Below are 19,079 nucleotides of genomic sequence, written 5' to 3'. Positions count from 1 at the left end.
GTGTCGAGAAGCCGTGCTCTGCCTGTGCTGCACCCTCGGATAAGCTGTGTACGAAAGGGCTATTTATCCACAGGCCAGTTATGCACAGAGTTTCGACCCCACTTGTGCAACGACCTTAGGGGCGCTTATCCACAGGGCTTATGCACATACCATTTGTCGCTTTGTTCACAGTCCCGCGCCGGATCTCTCCTTATAAGCAGGCAACCTACATGTGGATAAGTGCGCGAGTGGTCGCTACAATGGCGCCTGTTTTTGCCTCACCGGCTTTCAACTTAGGGGATATCCGTGTCAGTGGAACTTTGGCAGCAGTGCGTAGAGCTTTTGCGCGACGAGCTGCCTGCCCAGCAATTCAACACCTGGATCCGTCCACTACAGGTCGAAGCCGAAGGCGACGAGTTGCGTGTGTATGCGCCTAATCGATTTGTTCTCGACTGGGTCAACGAGAAGTACCTGAGCCGTTTGCTTGAACTGTTGAACGAGCACAGCAATGGCATGGCGCCGGCGTTGTCCTTATTAATAGGCAGCAAACGCAGCTCGGCACCTCGTGCGGCACCCAATGCGCCATTGGCGGCTGCGGCTTCTCAACAAGCCCCCGCCCCGACCAGCCCACCGCCAAGCCTCCCGGCTGCGTCTGCTCCTGTGTCCAAACAGACCGAGCAAGCCAGCCAGGAGCCTTCACGGGCGAGCTTTGATCCGATGGCCGGTGCCAGCTCGCAACAGGCTCCTGTACGTGCCGAGCAGCGCACCGTTCAAGTAGAAGGTGCGCTAAAGCACACCAGTTACCTGAACCGTACCTTTACCTTCGAAAACTTTGTTGAGGGTAAATCCAACCAACTGGCCCGTGCTGCGGCATGGCAAGTCGCGGATAACCCCAAGCACGGGTACAACCCGCTCTTCCTTTATGGCGGCGTAGGTCTGGGTAAAACGCACTTGATGCACGCGGTGGGTAACCACCTCTTGAAGAAGAATCCGAATGCCAAGGTCGTGTACCTGCATTCCGAGCGTTTTGTAGCTGACATGGTCAAGGCCTTGCAGCTCAACGCAATCAATGAGTTCAAGCGCTTCTACCGATCGGTCGACGCCTTGCTCATCGATGACATTCAATTCTTCGCCCGCAAGGAACGGTCCCAGGAAGAGTTCTTCCACACCTTTAACGCTCTGCTTGAAGGTGGTCAGCAAGTGATTCTGACCAGTGACCGTTACCCGAAAGAAATCGAAGGTCTTGAAGAGCGTCTAAAATCGCGTTTTGGCTGGGGGTTGACGGTTGCCGTCGAGCCGCCGGAGCTCGAAACCCGGGTGGCGATCCTGATGAAAAAGGCCGATCAGGCCAAGGTCGACCTTCCGCACGACGCGGCTTTCTTTATCGCGCAACGGATTCGCTCCAACGTGCGTGAGCTCGAAGGCGCTCTCAAACGCGTAATCGCTCACTCGCACTTCATGGGGCGTGACATCACGATCGAGCTGATTCGTGAGTCGCTCAAGGACCTACTGGCCTTGCAGGACAAGCTGGTGAGTGTGGATAACATCCAGCGCACCGTGGCTGAGTACTACAAGATCAAAATATCGGATTTGCTGTCCAAGCGCCGTTCGCGCTCGGTAGCCCGGCCTCGTCAGGTCGCCATGGCGCTGTCCAAAGAGCTGACCAACCACAGCTTGCCGGAAATCGGCGATGTATTTGGCGGTCGCGACCATACTACGGTCCTGCACGCGTGCCGAAAAATCAACGAACTCAAGGAATCCGACGCGGACATCCGCGAGGACTACAAGAACCTGCTGCGTACACTGACAACCTGATGACACCAGCGCAGCTTATTAAGGCAAGGGACTAGACCATGCATTTCACCATTCAACGCGAAGCCCTGTTGAAACCCCTGCAACTGGTCGCAGGCGTCGTTGAACGCCGCCAGACCTTGCCGGTATTGTCCAACGTGCTGTTGGTTGTCGAAGGCCAGCAACTGTCGCTGACCGGTACCGACCTTGAAGTCGAACTGGTAGGACGGGTTCAGCTGGAAGAGCCGGCAGAACCCGGCGAAATCACGGTACCTGCACGCAAGCTGATGGATATCTGCAAAAGCCTGCCCAACGATGCCCTGATCGACATCAAGCTCGATGACCAGAAACTGGTGGTCAAGGCAGGTCGTAGCCGTTTCACCTTGTCCACATTGCCAGCCAATGATTTCCCGACCGTTGAAGAAGGCCCGGGCTCGTTGACCTGCAATCTGCAGCAAAGCAAATTGCGCCGCCTGATCGAGCGCACAAGCTTTGCAATGGCACAGCAGGACGTTCGCTACTACCTCAACGGCATGCTGCTGGAAGTGTCCGCCGGGATCATTCGTGCCGTGGCCACCGACGGTCACCGTCTGGCCATGTGCTCGATGAAGGCCGATATCGGTCAGCCAGACCGCCACCAGGTCATCGTGCCACGCAAGGGCATCCTGGAGCTGGCGCGTTTGCTGACCGAGCCGGACGGTGAAGTCAGTATCGTTCTGGGCGCGCACCACATCCGCGCCACTACCGGCGAGTTCACCTTCACGTCCAAGCTGGTAGACGGCAAGTTCCCGGACTACGAGCGAGTGCTGCCCAAGGGTGGCGACAAGACCGTTATCGGTGACCGTCAGGCACTGCGTGAGGCCTTCAGCCGCACGGCGATCCTGTCCAACGAGAAATACCGTGGTATCCGTCTGCAACTGGCTAATGGCCAGCTGAAAATCCAGGCCAACAACCCGGAACAGGAAGAGGCGGAAGAAGAAGTGGGCGTTGATTACAACGGCGGCTCACTGGAAATTGGCTTCAACGTGAGCTATCTGCTGGACGTGCTGGGTGTGATGACCACTGAACAAGTGCGCCTGATCCTGTCGGACTCCAACAGCAGCGCCCTGGTGCAAGAGTCGGATAACGATGACTCAGCCTACGTTGTCATGCCGATGCGCCTGTAACCCATGGACAGCCCACGCTAAATGTCCCTCAGTCGTGTCACAGTCACCGCGGTGCGTAACCTGCACCCGGTGACCCTCTCCCCCTCCCCCCGCATCAATATCCTTTACGGCGCCAACGGCAGCGGCAAAACCAGCGTGCTTGAAGCTATTCACTTGCTGGGGCTGGCGCGTTCGTTTCGTAGCGTACGGCTCAATCCGGTGATTGCGCACGAACAGACGAGCTGTACAGTTTTTGGTCAGGTCGAACTGGCTGAAGGCGGGCACAGTGCGCTGGGGATTTCGCGGGACCGGCACGGGGATTTCCAGATTCGCATCGATGGCCAAAACGCGCGCAGCGCTGCGCAATTGGCCGAGATATTGCCGCTGCAACTGATCAACCCGGACAGCTTCCGCCTACTGGAAGGCGCCCCCAAGATACGCAGGCAGTTTCTCGACTGGGGGGTGTTCCACGTCGAACCACGCTTCATGTCGACGTGGCAGCGGCTACAGAAGGCCCTGCGGCAGCGAAACTCATGGCTGCGGCATGGTACACTCGACGCCGTTTCACAAGCGGCCTGGGACCGGGAACTATGCTTGGCCAGTGCTGAAATTGATGAATACCGCCGCGCTTACATCAAAGCCTTGAAACCAGTCTTTGAGCAAACCTTGAGCGAGCTGCTAGAGCTCGAAGGATTGACGCTGAGTTATTACCGGGGATGGGACAAAGACCGAGAGCTGAGTGATGTACTCGCCGGGTCTGTTCACCGGGACCAGCAAATGGGGCACACCCAGGCCGGACCGCAACGTGCTGATTTGCGACTCAAGATAGGCGCGAATAACGCCGCCGAGATTTTGTCGCGGGGGCAGCAGAAGTTGGTGGTTTGTGCATTGCGCATTGCTCAAGGGCATTTGGTCAGTCAGGCCCGGCGCGGCCAGTGTATTTATCTGGTGGATGATTTGCCGTCCGAACTGGATGAGCAGCATCGCCACGCATTATGTCGCTTGTTGGAAGACTTACGCTGCCAGGTGTTTATCACCTGTGTAGATCACGAATTATTGAGGGAAGGCTGGCAGACGGAAACGCCGGTTGCCCTGTTCCACGTGGAACAGGGCTGTATCACCCAGACCCACGTCCATCGGGAGTGAAGGCTTTGAGCGAAGAAAATACGTACGACTCAACGAGCATTAAAGTGCTGAAAGGCCTGGATGCCGTACGCAAACGTCCCGGTATGTACATTGGTGACACCGACGATGGCAGCGGTCTGCATCACATGGTGTTCGAGGTGGTCGATAACTCCATCGACGAAGCACTGGCTGGTCATTGCGACGACATTACCATCACCATCCATCCGGATGAGTCCATCACCGTGCGCGACAACGGCCGCGGTATTCCGGTAGATGTGCACAAAGAAGAAGGCGTTTCGGCCGCTGAGGTCATCATGACCGTGCTGCACGCCGGTGGTAAGTTTGATGACAACTCGTACAAAGTATCCGGTGGTCTGCACGGTGTAGGTGTTTCGGTAGTTAACGCCTTGTCCGAGTTGCTGGTTCTGACCGTGCGTCGCAGCGGCAAGATCTGGGAACAGACCTACGTTCATGGTGTGCCTCAAGCGCCGATGGCCATTGTTGGCGAGAGCGAAACCACCGGTACCCAGATTCACTTCAAGCCTTCGGCTGAAACCTTCAAGAACATCCACTTCAGCTGGGACATCCTGGCCAAGCGGATTCGTGAGCTGTCCTTCTTGAACTCCGGTGTTGGGATCGTCCTCAAGGATGAGCGCAGCGGCAAAGAAGAACTGTTCAAGTACGAAGGCGGTCTGCGTGCGTTCGTTGATTACCTGAACACCAACAAGACTCCGGTCAACGAAGTGTTCCATTTCAGCGTTCAGCGTGAAGATGGCATCGGTGTAGAAATCGCCCTGCAGTGGAACGACAGCTTTAACGAGAACCTGTTGTGCTTCACCAACAACATTCCGCAGCGCGATGGTGGTACGCACTTGGTGGGCTTCCGCTCTGCCCTGACGCGTAACCTCAACACCTACATCGAAGCTGAAGGCCTGGCCAAGAAGCACAAGGTTGCCACCACCGGCGATGACGCCCGTGAAGGTCTGACCGCAATTATTTCGGTGAAAGTACCGGATCCTAAGTTCAGCTCCCAGACCAAAGACAAGCTGGTGTCTTCAGAAGTGAAGACCGCTGTTGAACAGGAAATGGGCAAGTTCTTCTCCGACTTCCTGCTTGAGCGTCCGAACGAAGCCAAGTTGATTGTTGGCAAGATGATCGATGCGGCTCGTGCGCGTGAAGCCGCACGTAAAGCCCGCGAGATGACCCGCCGTAAAGGCGCGCTGGACATCGCAGGCTTGCCGGGCAAACTGGCCGACTGCCAGGAAAAAGACCCGGCGCTGTCCGAACTGTACCTCGTGGAAGGTGACTCTGCTGGCGGCTCCGCCAAGCAGGGACGTAACCGCCGTACCCAAGCCATCCTGCCGTTGAAAGGCAAGATCCTCAACGTTGAGAAAGCCCGCTTCGACAAGATGATTTCCTCGCAAGAGGTCGGCACCTTGATCACTGCGCTGGGCTGTGGCATTGGTCGCGAAGAGTACAACATCGACAAACTGCGTTATCACAACATCATCATCATGACCGATGCTGACGTCGACGGTTCGCACATCCGTACCCTGCTGCTGACCTTCTTCTTCCGTCAGTTGCCTGAGCTGATCGAGCGTGGCTACATCTACATCGCTCAGCCACCGCTATATAAAGTGAAAAAGGGCAAGCAAGAGCAATACATCAAAGACGACGAGGCCATGGAAGAGTACATGACCCAGTCGGCACTGGAAGATGCCAGCCTGCACCTGAACGAAGAGGCCCCAGGGATCTCCGGTGAGGCCCTGGAGCGCCTGGTGTACGACTTCCGCATGGTCATGAAGACCCTCAAGCGTTTGTCGCGCCTGTACCCTCAGGAGCTGACCGAGCACTTCATCTACCTGCCAGCCGTTTCGCTGGAGCAACTGGGTGATCACGCGGCCATGCAAGACTGGATGGCCAAGTATGAAGAACGCCTGCGTCTGGTCGAGAAGTCGGGCCTGGTCTACAAAGCCAGCCTGCGTGAAGACCATGAGCGTAATGTCTGGTTGCCAGAGGTCGAACTGATCTCCCATGGTCACTCGACCTTCATCACCTTTAACCGTGACTTCTTCGGCAGCAACGACTACAAGACCGTTGTGACCCTGGGCGCTCAACTGAGCACCTTGTTGGACGAAGGCGCTTACATTCAGCGTGGCGAACGTAAAAAAGCCGTGACCGAGTTCAAGGAAGCTCTGGACTGGTTGATGGCCGAAAGCACCAAGCGCCACACCATCCAGCGCTACAAAGGTCTGGGTGAGATGAACCCGGATCAGCTCTGGGAAACCACGATGGACCCAAGCGTGCGCCGCATGCTCAAGGTGACGATTGAAGACGCTATTGGCGCTGACCAGATCTTCAACACCTTGATGGGCGATGCCGTAGAACCGCGTCGTGAGTTCATCGAAAGCAACGCATTGGCTGTGTCCAACCTGGACTTCTAATGCGGGTGTAATACAAATAAAAAAGGCCAACGCTTGCGTTGGCCTTTTTTATTGCGCGGACAGGAAGACGGCGTTTATCAACGCTACAGATTACGGTGCCAACAACAAATCTTGCTCTTGTGCACACAAGGCCAGCAGGAAATCCCATACCACCCGCAGCCTTACCGACTTGTGCAGTTCACGCCGGGTGCTGATCCAGTAGCTTCGTTGCACTGATTCAGCGGGCAGGACGCGTACCAGCTCAGGGTCCTGGCGAGCCATGTAGTTGGGCAGTACAGCAATGCCTAGCCCGGCGCGGGCGGCTTGTTGCTGGGCGATGACACTGGTGCTGCGAAAGGTCACGGTGGGAGTGCGACAAAAATTGTTGAGAAAAAGTAGCTCCTGGCTGAACAGCAAGTCATCGACATAGCCGATCCAATAGTGATTGCTCAGGTCATCCCGGCTTTTCAAGGGAGGTGACCGCTCGAGGTAGTCACGGCTGGCGTATAGCGCAAGGCTGTAGTCAGTGAGCTTACGGGTTATCAACAGGTCGGCATTAGGCCGGTCAAGGTGAATACTGATCTCCGCTTCGCGGTTGAGGATGCTGACGAAACGAGGGACCGCTACCAGCTCTACTTCGAGTCCCGGATAGCTTTCGAACAGACCGCGCAGACGGGACGTGATGAACATGATCCCGATCCCTTCAGTGACGCCGAGGCGAATTTTGCCCAAGGGAGCAATGGCCTGGGTTATTTCTTCCTGGGCCAGCAGTGCCACGTTCTCCATGGCTTCGGCATGTTTGAGTAAGGCTTGCCCGGCGGGGGTCAGTTCATACCCTTGGGCGTGCTGCACAAACAGTGCTGCGCCGAGGTGCTGTTCGATACTTTCAATATGCCGTGCCACAGTGCTGTGGGTGGTATTGAGGCGTTTGGCTGCCGTCAGCAGGCGGCCGCTGCGCTGCAGTTCCAGAAAATACCGCAGGTCATTCCAGTCGAACATTGTCATCCCCTCAATGCCCGTCATCTGCGAGCTGTGCAAAAACGCACAAGCCATGGGTGAAATCGCGCGTTTTCAACTTGAAATTAATCAATAGGATGGCTGAGGACAAGAACAATAAATATAAGGCGCGAGGTACTCCATGCCATCAGCCAATCAAGTGTTCGACTACATCATTGTAGGTGCAGGGCCGGCTGGCTCAGTGCTGGCGAATCGGCTGTCTGCTGATCCTCGGCATAACGTTCTGCTGCTCGAAGCTGGCGGAAAAGATAATTACCCCTGGATCCACATCCCGGTGGGTTATCTGTATTGCATCGGTAATCCGCGCACTGACTGGTGCTTCAAAACCGAGGCACAGGCAGGCCTGCAAGGCCGCAGCCTGAGTTATCCAAGGGGCAAGGTGCTGGGTGGTAGCTCCTCGATCAACGGCATGATTTACATGCGTGGCCAAGCGAGTGACTACGACCGTTGGGCCGCTCAAGGGAATACGGGCTGGGCCTGGAACGATGTGCTCCCCCTCTTCAAGCGCAGCCAGAAACACTTCGCGGGTAATAGCGACGTACACGGCAGCGATGGCGAATGGCGGGTTGAACAACAACGTTATAGCTGGCCAATACTGGATGCCTTTCGTGAGGCCGCCGCGCAAAGCGCAATTGAGAGCGTCAGCGACTTCAACACTGGCGACAACCAGGGCTGTGGATATTTTCAGGTCAATCAGAGCCGCGGTGTCCGTTGGAACGCGTCCAAGGCTTTTTTACGGCCTGTGCTCAAACGCCCTAATCTCACCGTATTGACCGATGTTCAGGTGGATAAGGTCTTGCTCAGCCAAGGGCGAGCGACCCACGTCAAGGCCCGCTGGCAGGGCGTTGATCATGCGTTCACGGCGCGCAGAGAGATTATCCTGTGTGCAGGTGCCATCGGCTCCCCGGGTATTTTGCAGCGCTCGGGCATCGGCCCTCGCCCTCTACTCGAAAGCCTGGGGATAACTGTTCAGCATGAGCTACCGGGTGTCGGTGGCAATTTGCAGGACCATCTGCAATTACGGCTGATCTTCAAGCTGACCCATGCCCGGACGCTGAACCAGGTGGCCAACAGCCTGTGGGGAAAAGTCGGTATGGGCCTGCGATACGCCTATGACCGCAGTGGCCCGCTGGCGATGGCTCCGAGTCAGTTGGGCGCGTTTGTTAAATCCGATCCCGATCAACCTTCTGCCAATTTGCAGTACCACGTTCAGCCGCTGTCGCTTGAGCGCTTTGGCGAGCCACTGCACACCTTCCCGGCGTTCACAGCCTCTGTGTGTAATTTGCGGCCCAAGAGTCGAGGCCGGGTAGATATTCGCTCAGCCAATCCGGATGACGCGCCTCTGATTGACCCTAATTACCTGAGCCATCCTGACGATTTAAAGGTCGCAGCAGATGCCATTCGCCTGACCCGGCGCATTGTGGCCAGCCCTGCCCTGCAAGTGTTCAGCCCAGAGGAATACCTCCCGGGTAAAACTCTGCAAACCGAGCAAGAGCTGTACGAAGCAGCTTCGCGTATTGGTACGACGATTTTTCACCCGGTGGGCACGTGCCGTATGGGGCAGGACGCTCACGCAGTCGTCGATGCTGAGTTACGTGTGCACGGTGTGGCGGGACTGAGAGTGGCGGACGCATCGATCATGCCTGACATTGTGTCGGGCAATACCTGTTCACCTACATTGATGATTGGTGAAAAAGCCGCGCAGTTGATATTGGCAACGCCCTTTCATACACAAGAGCAAGAAGCCGGCGTAAGCCGTGCACCAGCAACACCGGTCGCATGAATGTGATCGTGGTTTCGGTCGCAGTCATCCGAAACCGACAGTGGACAACAACAATAATCACTGTGGCCCTAAGGGCTGAGGACATTGAATATGTCGGACTCAATTGCACAAGAGGCTGTCCCCGCCAAGGCGACCAGCCGTGAAGAACGAAAGATCATTTTTGCGTCATCCCTCGGGACTGTTTTCGAGTGGTATGACTTTTTCTTGTATGGCGCATTGGCGACCGTTCTCAGCAAGCAATTCTTTGCAGGCGTTAACGACACCACGGCGTTCATCTTTGCCTTGATGGCTTTTGCCGCAGGTTTTTTGGTGCGGCCTTTCGGGGCCCTGGTTTTTGGCCGATTGGGTGACATGATCGGGCGAAAGTACACCTTCCTCATGACCATCGTTCTGATGGGCCTCTCCACCTTTGCCGTCGGCTTGCTCCCCACTTACGCCAGCATAGGCATTGCGGCGCCCATCATGCTCGTGCTGCTGCGCATGCTGCAGGGGCTGGCGCTGGGCGGCGAGTACGGCGGTGCTGCCACTTACGTGGCGGAGCACGCAGCCCCCGGCAAGCGCGGGTTTAATACCAGCTGGATTCAATCCACGGCCACCTTGGGCTTGCTCCTGTCGTTGGTGGTGGTCCTGAGCTGCCGCTACCTGACCGGTGATCAGTTTGAAGTCTGGGGCTGGCGCCTTCCGTTCCTGCTGTCCATTGTGCTGCTGTGCATCTCGACCTGGATCCGCATGAGCATGCACGAGTCGCCCGCGTTCGTGAAAATGAAGGCCGAAGGTAAAACCAGTAAAGCGCCCATTCGTGAATCGTTCGGTAAATGGGAAAACCTCAAGATTGTTCTGATCGCCCTGTTCGGCATTAATGCCGGTCAAGCCGTGACCTTCTACACCGCGCAATTCTATGTGCTGTTCTTTCTGACACAGATGCTCAAGATGGACCCGGCCCAAGCTAACACCTTGCTAATTATCAGCGTGGTGATCGGTGCCCCGTTCTTTATCTTTTTCGGCTGGTTGTCGGACCGTGTAGGGCGCAAGCCGATTTTGATGCTCGGCCTGCTATTGGCTACGGTGCTGTACTTCCCGTTGTTCAAAGCCCTGAGTTATTACGCCAACCCGCAGATTGATACGGCGAGCCGGCAGTCGCCCATTGTGGTGATGGCTGATCCGTCGACCTGTACCTTCCAGTTCGACCCGGTGGGCAAGGCGCGTTTTGACAGCCCTTGCGACAAGGTCAAAACCTTCCTGGTCAAACAAGGCCTGCCGTATACCTCGGAATCTGCCGAGCCGGGTACCGACGTGCAGGTGTCGGTGGGTGAGCAACAGATCACAGGGTTTGACGAAGCGGCGATGCGCGCGGCAATCACAGAGGCGGGCTACCCGGCCAAGGCGGATCCGAGCGCGGTGAACCAGCCTATGGTGGTATTGGTGATGGTGCTGCTGACCCTTATCGCAACCATGACCTATGGGCCGCTGGCAGCGGTGATGGTTGAGCTGTTCCCGACCCGTATCCGCTACACCTCGATGTCCCTGCCCTACCACATCGGTAACGGTTGGTTCGGTGGCTTCCTGCCAACCGTGTCATTTGCGTTGGTGGTTTACACCGGGGATATCTTCTACGGATTGTGGTACCCGGTGGTGATCACCGGGGTCAGCCTGGTCGTCGGGATGATGTGTCTCAAGGAAACCAAGGACGTAAATATCGACAAGGTCTGACACATGATCAGGAGTGATTGAGGAGAAGGGCTGCACGACACAAAAAAACCGGCATATCAGCCGGTTTTTTTGTGCTTAGAAAAACTTATGCACGTTTTCCATCAAAAGCCATTGTCTAGAAATAAGTATTTAAATCATTAACTTACGGCGTTAATTAGAAAGAAATCCAAAACTTGTGCACAAGTTATCCACAAAACGTCTTAGCTCGCTGTTGTGTCTGCGGGAGCCGCTAAAGGCGGGAGTGAACCCATGTCGCGTTGGGTCTGTTCGTTCCAGGCCTGGACCCGGTCGTTCAACTCGGCAATCGCCCGTGGACCGGTGCCGTTGGCGTACATTGGCTCGCCAATCACCAGCTCGATCGTGCCGGGTTTTTTAGCCCAGCCAGTCTTGGGCCAGAATTTGCCCGCGTTGTGAGCAATCGGCAATACCGGCAACTCGGCGTTGACTGCCAGTGCCGTCCCCCCTCGGGAGAACTTGCCCACCTGGCCAAATGGCACGCGGGTACCCTCCGGAAAGATCAGTACCCAGATGTTGTCCTTGAGCAGCTCATCACCCTTCTTGGCGATGTGCTTGAGCGCCGCCTTGGGGTTGTCACGGTCAATGGCAATCGGCCGCAGCATGGCCATCGCCCAGCCAAAGAACGGCACATACAGCAGTTCGCGCTTGAGTACCTGGCTTAACGGCTGAAAGTAGGCCGAGAGAAAGAATGTCTCCCAGGTACTTTGGTGGTTGGCCAGAATCACGCAAGGTTGCTGCGGAATATTTTCAGCACCCTTTACCTCAACGTGAATGTTCAGAAACACCCGCGTCAGCCAAAGTGCACAGCGGCACCAGTACACGTTAATGAACCGATAGCGCGCACGAAAAGGCAGGAAAGGAGCGATAAAAAAGCTCAGCGAGCACCACAGCAGAGAACTGGTGCCCAGCAGCAGGTAAAAGAAGAAGGTTCTGATGGCCTGCAGGATCGACATAGCGGCTTTTACCGTTGCGTAATAAGACACGCCTGAACTGGCCCGCGCACGATGTGCCAACGAGCGTTCAAGCCTGTTTTATTTGTGGATAAGGTCTGCGGCAATTGCCGCCAGATCGTCAAATATTAGGGTATTAACCGGCAAATCTTTAGCCAACGTTTGTAGGCCTTTACCGGTTTTTACCAAAACTGGCTGAGCATCGACGGCTTGCGCAGCCTGCAAGTCACCCAAACTGTCGCCGACAAACCAACATTCGGCCAAATCAGCGCCGTAATGCGCGGCAATAGTCTGCAACATGCCCGGCTTTGGCTTGCGGCATGCGCAGCCTTCATCGGGGCCGTGCGGGCAATACACCACCAGGCCAAGCTCGCCCCCCTGCCCGGCCACCAGCGAGCGTAAACGCTCGTGCATGGCCTCCAGGGTGGCGACATCGTAGTAACCGCGGGCAATGCCGGACTGGTTGGTCGCGACGGCGACCGTCCAGCCCGCTTTGCTCAACTGCGCGATGGCCTCAATCGAGCCGGGAAGTGGAATCCACTCCTCGACAGACTTGATGTAAGCGTCGGAGTCGAAATTGATCACTCCGTCCCGATCGAGAATCAGCAGTTTCAACAGCAGCCCCTTAGCCCAGCAGTGAAATATCGGCAACGCCGAGGAACAGACCGCGCAAACGCGCCAACAGCGCGTAACGGTTAGCCCGTACGTTGGCGTCTTCAGCGTTGATCATCACCGCATCGAAGAACGCGTCCACTGGCTCGCGCAATGCGGCCAGACGGGTCAGTGCTTCGTTGTACTGACGGGCTGCAGCCATTGGCTGTACCGCTTCGTCAGCCTTCTGGATGGCTGAGTACAAGGAGAATTCGCTGGCGTTATCAAAGAACTTGGCTTCAACCTGAGTCGAAACTTTGCCTTCAACCTTGCTCAGCAGGTTCGATACACGCTTGTTGACGGCAGCCAGTGCAGCCGCTTCCGGCAATTGACGGAACGCTTGCACGGCCTGCACGCGCTGATCGAAGTCCAGCGCCGAAGTCGGCTGCAAGGCACGTACCGACAGGTAAGTGGCGACGTCGACACCTTCGTCTTCGTAGCGAGCACGCAGACGGTCGAAGATGAACTCCAGCACCTGATCAGCCAAACCGGCCGGCTTGATCTTGGTACCGAACCCGGAAACCGCGAAGTTCACGGCTTCCGTCAGGTCGAGGTCGAGCTTTTTGTCGATCAGGATCCGCAAGATGCCCAACGCTGCACGACGCAATGCGTACGGGTCTTTGCTGCCGGTAGGCAGCATGCCGATACCGAAAATACCGACCAGTGTGTCGAGCTTGTCAGCAATGGCCACTGCAGCACCGGTCAGGGTGGCAGGCAATTCTGCGCCAGCGCCACGCGGCATGTACTGCTCGTTCAGTGCCAGGGCGACATCTTCCGGCTCGCCATCGTTGAGGGCGTAGTAGTAACCGGCGATACCTTGCATCTCCGGGAACTCACCCACCATCTCGGTGGCCAGGTCGCACTTGGACAACAAGCCGGCACGTGCTGCGCGCTGCGCATCGCCACCGATAAGCGGGGCGATGAAAGCGGCGAGTCTGGAAACACGCTCGGCCTTGTCGAAAACACTACCCAGTTGAGCCTGGAACACGACGTTTTGCAGGCGCAAGTTGAAGGTTTCGAGCTTTTGCTTCTTGTCTTGCTTGAAGAAGAACTCAGCATCAGTCAGACGTGGGCGAACCACTTTCTCGTTACCCGAGATGATTTGCTGCGGATCTTTGCTGTCGATGTTGGCCACTGTAATGAAGCGCGGCAACAACTTGCCATCTACGTCCAGCAGGCAGAAATACTTCTGGTTGTCCTGCATGGTAGTGATCAGGGCTTCTTGCGGTACATCCAGGAAGCGCTCTTCAAACGAGCACACCAGCGGCACCGGCCATTCCACCAGCGCGGTCACTTCGTCGAGCAGGCTTGGCGGTACGATTGCAGTTCCTTCCTGCATCGTGGCCAATTCGGCCACGCGCTTGGAGATCAGCTCGCGGCGCTCGCTGAAGTCTGCCAGTACGTGCGCTTTGCGCAGGTCTTCGAGGTAGTTGGCCGGAGCGCTGATGCGTACGCTTTCCGGGTGATGGAAGCGGTGACCACGGGAGTCGCGACCCGCTTTTTGCGCAAGGATCGTGCAGTCGATGACTTCATCGCCCAACAGCATGACCAGCCATTGGGTCGGACGCACGAACTCGACCTTGCGGGCACCCCAGCGCATGCGCTTGGGAATCGGCAGGTCATTGAGCGAGTCTTCAACAATGGTCGGCAGCAGGCTGGCCGTCGGCTTGCCGACGATGACCTGGCTGAAACGCAGTTTTGGACCGCTTTGGTCGATTTCGCTCAGGTCAACACCGCACTTTTTGGCAAAGCCAAGGGCTGCCTGGGTCGGGTTGCCTTCAGCATCGAATGCGGCCTGACGCGGCGGTCCGTCGATGTTGATGCTGCGGTCCGGCTGCTGGGTTTCGAGCTGGGTCAGCAGCACAGCCAGGCGGCGTGGCGCGGCGTAAACTTTTTTCGCGCTGAAGTTCAGACCCGCGGCTTGCAGGCCTTTTTCAATGCCGGCCAGGAATGCATCAGCCAGGGTATTGAGGGCTTTTGGCGGCAGTTCTTCAGTGCCAAGTTCAACCAGAAAATCTTGAGCACTCATTGTGCAGCCTCCAACTTAGCCAACACTTCATCACGCAAATCAGGTGGAGCCATCGGGAAGCCGAGCTTGGCGCGAGCTTCGAGATACGCCTGAGCCACCGAACGGGCCAAGGTACGCACACGCAGGATGTACTGTTGACGCGCGGTCACGGAAATGGCCCGGCGTGCATCCAGCAAGTTGAAGGTGTGGGACGCCTTGAGCACCATCTCGTAGCTTGGCAACGGCAGCGGCTGGTCGAGTTCGATCAGGCGCTTGGCTTCACTTTCATAGAAATCGAACAGCTCGAACAGCTTGTCGACGTTGGCGTGTTCGAAGTTGTAAGTCGACTGCTCGACTTCGTTCTGATGGAACACATCGCCGTAGGTGACTTTGCCGAACGGGCCGTCAGTCCAGACCAGGTCGTAGACCGAGTCCACACCCTGCAGGTACATCGCCAGACGCTCCAGGCCGTAGGTGATTTCACCTGTAACCGGATAGCACTCGATGCCGCCTACTTGCTGGAAGTAGGTGAACTGCGTGACTTCCATACCGTTGAGCCAGATTTCCCAGCCCAGACCCCAGGCGCCCAGTGTTGGCGATTCCCAGTTGTCTTCCACGAAGCGAATGTCGTGCACCAGCGGGTCAAGGCCGATGTGCTTCAGCGAGCCCAGGTACAGCTCTTGAAAGTTAGGCGGATTGGGCTTCAATACCACCTGGAACTGGTAGTAGTGCTGTAGACGGTTCGGGTTTTCGCCGTAGCGGCCGTCAGTCGGGCGGCGACTGGGCTGCACATAAGCGGCGTTCCAGGTTTCTGGGCCCAGAGAGCGCAAAAACGTGGCGGTATGGAAAGTGCCGGCGCCTACTTCCATATCGTAGGGCTGAAGCACCACACAACCTTGCTCGGCCCAGTATTGCTGGAGGGCGAGGATCAAGTCTTGGAAGGTACGCACTGCTGGCGTAGGCTGGCTCACAAATTCACCTGTTTCTTGGGCTGCGATTTAAAGAGCGGGAGTATACCCGATTCGGTCGCGCCTCCACCTCTTGGAGCCTACATGGCACGTTGTTTCTGGTGTTCAGATGACCCGCTGTATGCGGCTTATCACGATCAAGAGTGGGGCGTGCCGTTGCGCGATGCGCATCAGCTCTTCGAGTTGTTATTGCTTGAAGGGTTCCAGGCCGGGTTGTCCTGGATCACGGTATTAAAGAAACGCGAGCACTATCGCAAGGTCATGTTCGGCTTTGACGTACAGCGTTTGGCCGTCATGAGCGATGCCGAAATAGAAGCACTGATGCTCGATCCGGGGATCATTCGTAACCGCCTTAAAATCACGGGCGCACGCCGCAATGCCCAGGCCTGGCTGGCGTTGCAGGACCCGGTCGGGTTTTTATGGTCGTTTGTAGGAGGCCAACCCAAGATTAATCGCTTCACTGAGCGTCACGAGTTCCCGGCCGTCACCCCCGAGGCCGAGGCCATGAGCAAAGCACTGAAAAAAGCCGGATTTACGTTCGTCGGGCCGACCATTTGCTACGCCTTTATGCAGGCCAGCGGCATGGTCATGGACCACGCCACCACCTGTGACCGCTACGCCGAACTGGCCAACGGCGGTTAGAATGTTGGCCTGATGTGAACCCCTGTAGCCGCTGCTGAAGGCTGCGATAAGGTTCGTAGAACCTTTAACAGCGAGGCTGCTGCGAAATCTATCGCAGCCTCGTTCCTCGTCAGCGGCTACATAAGCCGTATTGTTTTTTAATGGGAAAACCCTGTGGAAAAGTTTAAAGGCGCCTTGCTGGTCGGGGCTTTGCGATTATTTGCCATGCTCCCGTGGGGTGCGGTGCAACGTGTGGGGTCGGCCATCGGCTGGCTGATGTGGAAACTGCCCAACCGCTCACGGGATGTGGTGCGCATCAACCTGGCCAAATGCTTCCCCGAGATGGACCCCGTGGCCCGCGAACAACTGGTTGGCCAGAGCCTCAAGGACATTGGGAAAAGCCTGACCGAGAGCGCTTGCGCCTGGATCTGGCCAGCCCAGCGTTCGATTGATCTGGTACGTGAAGTCGAAGGCCTGGACGTGCTCAAAGAAGCGTTGGCTTCGGGCAAGGGCGTGGTCGGTATCACCAGCCACCTGGGCAATTGGGAAGTGCTCAACCACTTCTATTGCAGCCAGTGCAAACCGATCATTTTCTACCGTCCACCCAAGCTCAAGGCGGTGGACGAATTACTGCGCAAGCAACGGGTACAACTGGGCAACCGTGTGGCGGCGTCGACCAAAGAAGGCATTTTGAGTGTCATCAAGGAAGTGCGCAAAGGTGGCCAGGTCGGTATTCCGGCCGACCCGGAACCGGCAGAGTCGGCCGGTATTTTCGTGCCGTTTCTGGGGACCATGGCGCTGACCAGCAAATTTGTGCCGAACATGCTGGCGGGTGGCAAAGCGGTGGGTGTTTTCCTGCACGCCTTGCGCCTGCCGGACGGCTCGGGTTTCAAAGTGATCCTCGAGGCCGCGCCCGAAGCCATGTACAGCACGGACACCGAAACGTCCTGCGCAGCGATGAGCCAAGTGGTCGAGAAATACGTGCGGGCTTACCCGAGCCAGTACATGTGGAGCATGAAACGCTTTAAAAAGCGTCCTGCCGGCGAAGCGCGCTGGTACTGATACCCCACAAACCCCTGTAGGAGCAAGCTTGCTCGCGATGGCATCACCCCGGTCACACCCCGGTCTGCATCGCGAGCAAGCTCGCTCCTGCGGGTATTAATTACGGCTGCTTATCCAGCTTTTTCAAAAACACCGTCATTTCTTTTTCGGCCTGTTTATCGCCGTGGGCCTGTGCCGCTGCAATCCCCTGTTCCCACGCCGTACGGGCCGCCGCTCGATCACCTGAGGCCAGATGTGCCTTGCCCAGCAGCTTCCAGGCCGCCGAATACTTGGGGTCAAACTCCACGCAACGTTGCAGATGCTCCGCTGCCTTGAGGTTATCCCCAAGGTCGAGGTAACCCTTGCCCAAACCAAAGCGCAGCAGTGAGTTATCCACACCCTTGGCCAGCATTTTTTCCAGTGAGTCGAGCATGTGAGTCTCCGGCGAATGCTTAGAAAAAGCTCAATCCTACGTGGAACAGCTTCTCAACGTCGCGAATGTGCTTTTTATCCACAAGGAACAAGATCACGTGGTCACCAGCGTTGATCACTGTGGCGTCGTGGGCAATCAATACTTCTTCGTCGCGGATGATGGCGCCAATCGTGGTGCCCGGCGGCAAGTGAATAGCACCAATGCTGCGGCCGATGACCTTGCTCGACTTCGAGTCCCCGTGGGCAATGGCTTCAATGGCCTCGGCTGCCCCCCGGCGCAGGGAGTGAACGCTGACGATATCGCCTCGACGCACGTGGGCCAGCAAGGTGCCGATGGTCGCCAGCTGTGGGCTGATTGCAATGTCGATTTCCCCACCCTGGATTAAATCCACGTAGGCCGGGTTGTTGATGATGGTCATTACTTTCTTTGCGCCCAAACGCTTGGCCAGCAGCGACGACATGATGTTGGCTTCGTCATCGTTGGTCAGGGCCAAAAACAGGTCGGCATCAGCGATGTTTTCTTCGAGCATCAGGTCGCGGTCCGAAGCACTGCCCTGCAGCACCACAGTGCTATCAAGGGTGTCGGACAAGTAGCGACAGCGAGCTGGGCTCATCTCGATGATCTTGACCTGATAGCGGCTTTCGATGGCCTCGGCCAAGCGCTCGCCGATCTGGCCGCCACCGGCAATTACGATGCGCTTGTAGCTTTCATCCAGGCGGCGCATTTCGCTCATGACTGCACGAATATTGTCCTTGGCTGCGATGAAAAACACTTCATCGTCAGCCTCAATGACCGTGTCGCCCCGAGGTGTGATTGGCCTGTCGCGTCGGAAAATGGCTGCAACCCGTGTATCTACATTCGGCATGTGCTCGCGCAGCTGGCGCAGTTGCTGGCCGATCAACGGGCCGCCGTAGTAGGCCTTGACCGCTACCAGCTGCGCCTTGCCTCCGGCAAAGTCGATCACCTGCAGCGCGCCCGGATGCTCGATCAGGCGCTTGATGTAGTTGGTCACCACTTGTTCAGGGCTGATCAACACGTCCACCGGGATCGCGTCGTTGTCGAACAGCTCTTCGCCGCGGGTCAGGTACGCCGACTCGCGTACCCGGGCAATTTTGGTCGGGGTGTGAAACAGCGTGTAGGCCACCTGGCATGCAACCATGTTGGTTTCATCGCTGTTGGTCACCGCGACCAGCATGTCGGCGTCATCCGCACCTGCCTGGCGCAGTACATTGGGCAGCGAAGCGCGGCCCTGAATCGTGCGGATATCCAGGCGATCGCCGAGGTCACGCAAGCGGTCGCCATCGGTATCGACCACCGTAATGTCATTGGCCTCACTGGCCAAATGTTCTGCCAGCGAACCGCCGACTTGTCCTGCGCCGAGGATGATGATTTTCATGCCGTCATTCCCTAATCAAA

15 protein-coding genes are annotated in these 19,079 nt (G+C 56.9%); 8 read left to right on the top strand and 7 right to left on the bottom strand.

Annotated elements, in window-relative coordinates; translation table 11 throughout:
* Positions 1-285: 285 nt before the first annotated feature.
* Genes dnaA through gyrB form a run of 4 tightly spaced genes read left to right on the top strand, consistent with a single transcriptional unit; the run spans position 286 to position 6,484 of the window.
* Positions 286-1,794 (top strand): chromosomal replication initiator protein DnaA, encoded by a 1,509-nt coding sequence (gene dnaA, locus AWM69_RS02725; protein WP_131654218.1) that lies wholly within the window; start codon positions 286-288, stop codon positions 1,792-1,794.
* Between the two features lie 38 nt (positions 1,795-1,832).
* Positions 1,833-2,936 carry a DNA polymerase III subunit beta gene (gene dnaN / locus AWM69_RS02720; RefSeq protein ID WP_047278985.1) on the top strand — a complete coding sequence of 368 codons (1,104 nt, stop codon included), beginning with the start codon at positions 1,833-1,835 and terminating at the stop codon, positions 2,934-2,936.
* 21 nt (positions 2,937-2,957) lie between these two features.
* Positions 2,958-4,061, top strand: coding sequence for a DNA replication/repair protein RecF (recF, locus tag AWM69_RS02715; RefSeq protein ID WP_048381530.1), 1,104 nt, complete (start codon positions 2,958-2,960; stop codon positions 4,059-4,061).
* Positions 4,062-4,066: 5 nt separating this feature from the next.
* The gene (gene gyrB, locus AWM69_RS02710) at positions 4,067-6,484 is read left to right on the top strand and encodes a DNA topoisomerase (ATP-hydrolyzing) subunit B (protein ID WP_131654221.1); all 2,418 of its coding nucleotides are present in this window, start codon (positions 4,067-4,069) and stop codon (positions 6,482-6,484) included.
* Positions 6,485-6,574: 90 nt separating this feature from the next.
* On the opposite strand, the gene AWM69_RS02705 is transcribed toward gyrB, so the two are convergent.
* A complete protein-coding gene (locus AWM69_RS02705) occupies positions 6,575-7,462 on the bottom strand; it encodes a LysR family transcriptional regulator (protein WP_048381525.1) in 888 nt (295 codons plus the stop codon).
* Between the two features lie 139 nt (positions 7,463-7,601).
* On the opposite strand from AWM69_RS02705, the gene AWM69_RS02700 reads away from it, so the two are divergent.
* Both AWM69_RS02700 and AWM69_RS02695 read left to right on the top strand, forming a co-directional pair.
* A complete protein-coding gene (locus tag AWM69_RS02700) occupies positions 7,602-9,263 on the top strand; it encodes a GMC family oxidoreductase (protein ID WP_218725706.1) in 1,662 nt (553 codons plus the stop codon).
* A 90-nt stretch (positions 9,264-9,353) separates the two neighbouring features.
* Positions 9,354-10,973 carry an MFS transporter gene (locus tag AWM69_RS02695; protein ID WP_218725705.1) on the top strand — a complete coding sequence of 540 codons (1,620 nt, stop codon included), beginning with the start codon at positions 9,354-9,356 and terminating at the stop codon, positions 10,971-10,973.
* Between the two features lie 200 nt (positions 10,974-11,173).
* On the opposite strand, the gene AWM69_RS02690 is transcribed toward AWM69_RS02695, so the two are convergent.
* The 4 genes from AWM69_RS02690 to glyQ form a co-directional block, all read right to left on the bottom strand.
* Positions 11,174-11,944, bottom strand: a complete 771-nt coding sequence (locus tag AWM69_RS02690; protein WP_131654225.1) for a 1-acyl-sn-glycerol-3-phosphate acyltransferase — start codon at positions 11,942-11,944, stop codon at positions 11,174-11,176.
* Between the two features lie 78 nt (positions 11,945-12,022).
* Positions 12,023-12,562 (bottom strand): D-glycero-beta-D-manno-heptose 1,7-bisphosphate 7-phosphatase, encoded by a 540-nt coding sequence (gmhB, locus tag AWM69_RS02685; protein ID WP_218725744.1) that lies wholly within the window; start codon positions 12,560-12,562, stop codon positions 12,023-12,025.
* A 4-nt stretch (positions 12,563-12,566) separates the two neighbouring features.
* Positions 12,567-14,621 (bottom strand): glycine--tRNA ligase subunit beta, encoded by a 2,055-nt coding sequence (gene glyS / locus AWM69_RS02680; RefSeq protein WP_218725704.1) that lies wholly within the window; start codon positions 14,619-14,621, stop codon positions 12,567-12,569.
* On the bottom strand, positions 14,618-15,571 hold the full coding sequence (gene glyQ, locus AWM69_RS02675) for a glycine--tRNA ligase subunit alpha (RefSeq protein ID WP_003437964.1): 954 nt from the start codon (positions 15,569-15,571) through the stop codon (positions 14,618-14,620). The genes glyS and glyQ overlap by 4 nt, the downstream gene beginning before the upstream one ends.
* Positions 15,572-15,652: 81 nt before the next feature.
* Between glyQ and AWM69_RS02670 the strand changes: the two genes are divergently transcribed.
* Complete coding sequence (locus tag AWM69_RS02670; RefSeq protein ID WP_048381509.1) at positions 15,653-16,210, top strand: DNA-3-methyladenine glycosylase I; 558 nt, start codon at positions 15,653-15,655, stop codon at positions 16,208-16,210.
* Between the two features lie 153 nt (positions 16,211-16,363).
* A complete protein-coding gene (locus AWM69_RS02665) occupies positions 16,364-17,251 on the top strand; it encodes a lysophospholipid acyltransferase (RefSeq protein WP_131654228.1) in 888 nt (295 codons plus the stop codon).
* Positions 17,252-17,351: 100 nt separating this feature from the next.
* On the opposite strand, the gene AWM69_RS02660 is transcribed toward AWM69_RS02665, so the two are convergent.
* Together AWM69_RS02660 and trkA are read right to left on the bottom strand one after the other, a co-directional pair.
* On the bottom strand, positions 17,352-17,663 hold the full coding sequence (locus AWM69_RS02660) for a tetratricopeptide repeat protein (RefSeq protein ID WP_218725703.1): 312 nt from the start codon (positions 17,661-17,663) through the stop codon (positions 17,352-17,354).
* A 19-nt stretch (positions 17,664-17,682) separates the two neighbouring features.
* Positions 17,683-19,059 (bottom strand): Trk system potassium transporter TrkA, encoded by a 1,377-nt coding sequence (gene trkA / locus AWM69_RS02655; protein ID WP_048381503.1) that lies wholly within the window; start codon positions 19,057-19,059, stop codon positions 17,683-17,685.
* Positions 19,060-19,079 lie beyond the last annotated feature (20 nt).

Origin of the sequence: Pseudomonas sp. D1HM, assembly GCF_019266105.1 — a bacterium.
In the GTDB taxonomy this organism is placed as follows: domain Bacteria; phylum Pseudomonadota; class Gammaproteobacteria; order Pseudomonadales; family Pseudomonadaceae; genus Aquipseudomonas; species Aquipseudomonas taetrolens.
Note: the sequence above shows the minus strand (reverse complement) of the source record. Positions and strands in the feature narration are given on the sequence as shown.